The 1,020-nt window shown below is 35.6% G+C and carries 2 protein-coding genes; both read right to left on the bottom strand.

Translation table 11 applies throughout. The features are described from left to right. Nucleotides 1-17 precede the first annotated feature (17 nt). On the bottom strand, nt 18-614 hold the full coding sequence (locus tag FFO06_RS21725) for an IS630 family transposase (RefSeq protein ID WP_201275511.1): 597 nt from the start codon (nt 612-614) through the stop codon (nt 18-20). Next, nucleotides 572-964 (bottom strand): helix-turn-helix domain-containing protein, encoded by a 393-nt coding sequence (locus FFO06_RS21720; RefSeq protein WP_201275510.1) that lies wholly within the window; start codon nt 962-964, stop codon nt 572-574. Before FFO06_RS21720 ends, FFO06_RS21725 begins: the two co-directional genes overlap by 43 nt. Nucleotides 965-1,020: the final 56 nt, after the last annotated feature.

The following is a 1,020-nucleotide window of genomic DNA, read 5'->3' as shown; positions in this document are numbered from 1 at the left end:
TACAGCACTTCCCGGTGTTATGAGGTACAGTAACAACAATTAGTGAACCAATTTTTTAAATGTTGAGGATTCATCAAATCGAGAGCAACAGAAATAACTTTATCAACTATTTCAGTGGTAGTTGGAGAAAAAGTACGTAAAAAAGATTTGAGTTGTGACCACCATAACTCAATGGGATTAAAATCAGGAGAGTATGGAGATAAACAAATAACTTTCGCACCTACAGATTCAATCATTGGTTTAATTGATGCTAGTTTATGTGCAGGTAAGTTATCCATAATTACTACTGCTCCCGTCCATAATTGAGGTACTAAAAACTTTTCAATAAATACTTCAAATGCCTTGCTATCCATTGAGTTATTCATTGTCATTAATGCCACTACTTTTTTAATACTGATTGCTCCAATTACTGTAACTTTTGTACCACGATAAAATGGTTTCATTTCGTATACTCTTGTTCCCTTCTGAGAACGTGCATGAGTTCTGGTTAAACCCAGTATTACCCCTGTTTCATCCAAAAATACCAAGTTTTCTGGATCTATATCCCTTACCTTTTCCCAATATTCTGTCCTTAATTTTTGGACTCTTTCTGTTCCTGCTTGGCTACTTTGCAATGTTTTTTTTTGCGATTTAATCCCAATTTTTGTAAGGAGCGACACATTGCAGTCCGACTCACCCAATTACCTGTCTTTAATGCAAATAATTCACATAGTTCCACTATTGTTGCATCCTGATTCTCTGACACCAGTTTCCTTAACTCTAATTCCGCATTTGCTAGATGACTAAATCTTGGCTTACCCGGTTTTAATGGTTGTAGATTGCCATCGCTTTGTTGTTGCTTTACCAGCTTTTGTACTAGACTTTTACTAACTGCAAATCTGATTGCCACTTGACGAATTGATATTTTTTCCTCAATATGGGCTGCAACTATTTTTTCTCGGAGATCCACTGAATATGCTTTCATGACAGTATTATCTTTATTATTACTAACTGTACCTCATAACTTCGGAAACTGCTGTA

Origin of the sequence: Dolichospermum planctonicum, assembly GCF_005402965.1 — a bacterium.
GTDB lineage: Bacteria > Cyanobacteriota > Cyanobacteriia > Cyanobacteriales > Nostocaceae > Dolichospermum > Dolichospermum planctonicum.
This window is presented reverse-complemented; position numbering and strand designations above follow the sequence as displayed.

What these genes read in the sequence shown, in the direction of transcription:
- FFO06_RS21720 (WP_201275510.1), bottom strand. Translation starts at nt 964, where the DNA reads ATGAAAGCATATTCAGTGGATCTCCGAGAAAAAATAGTTGCAGCCCAT.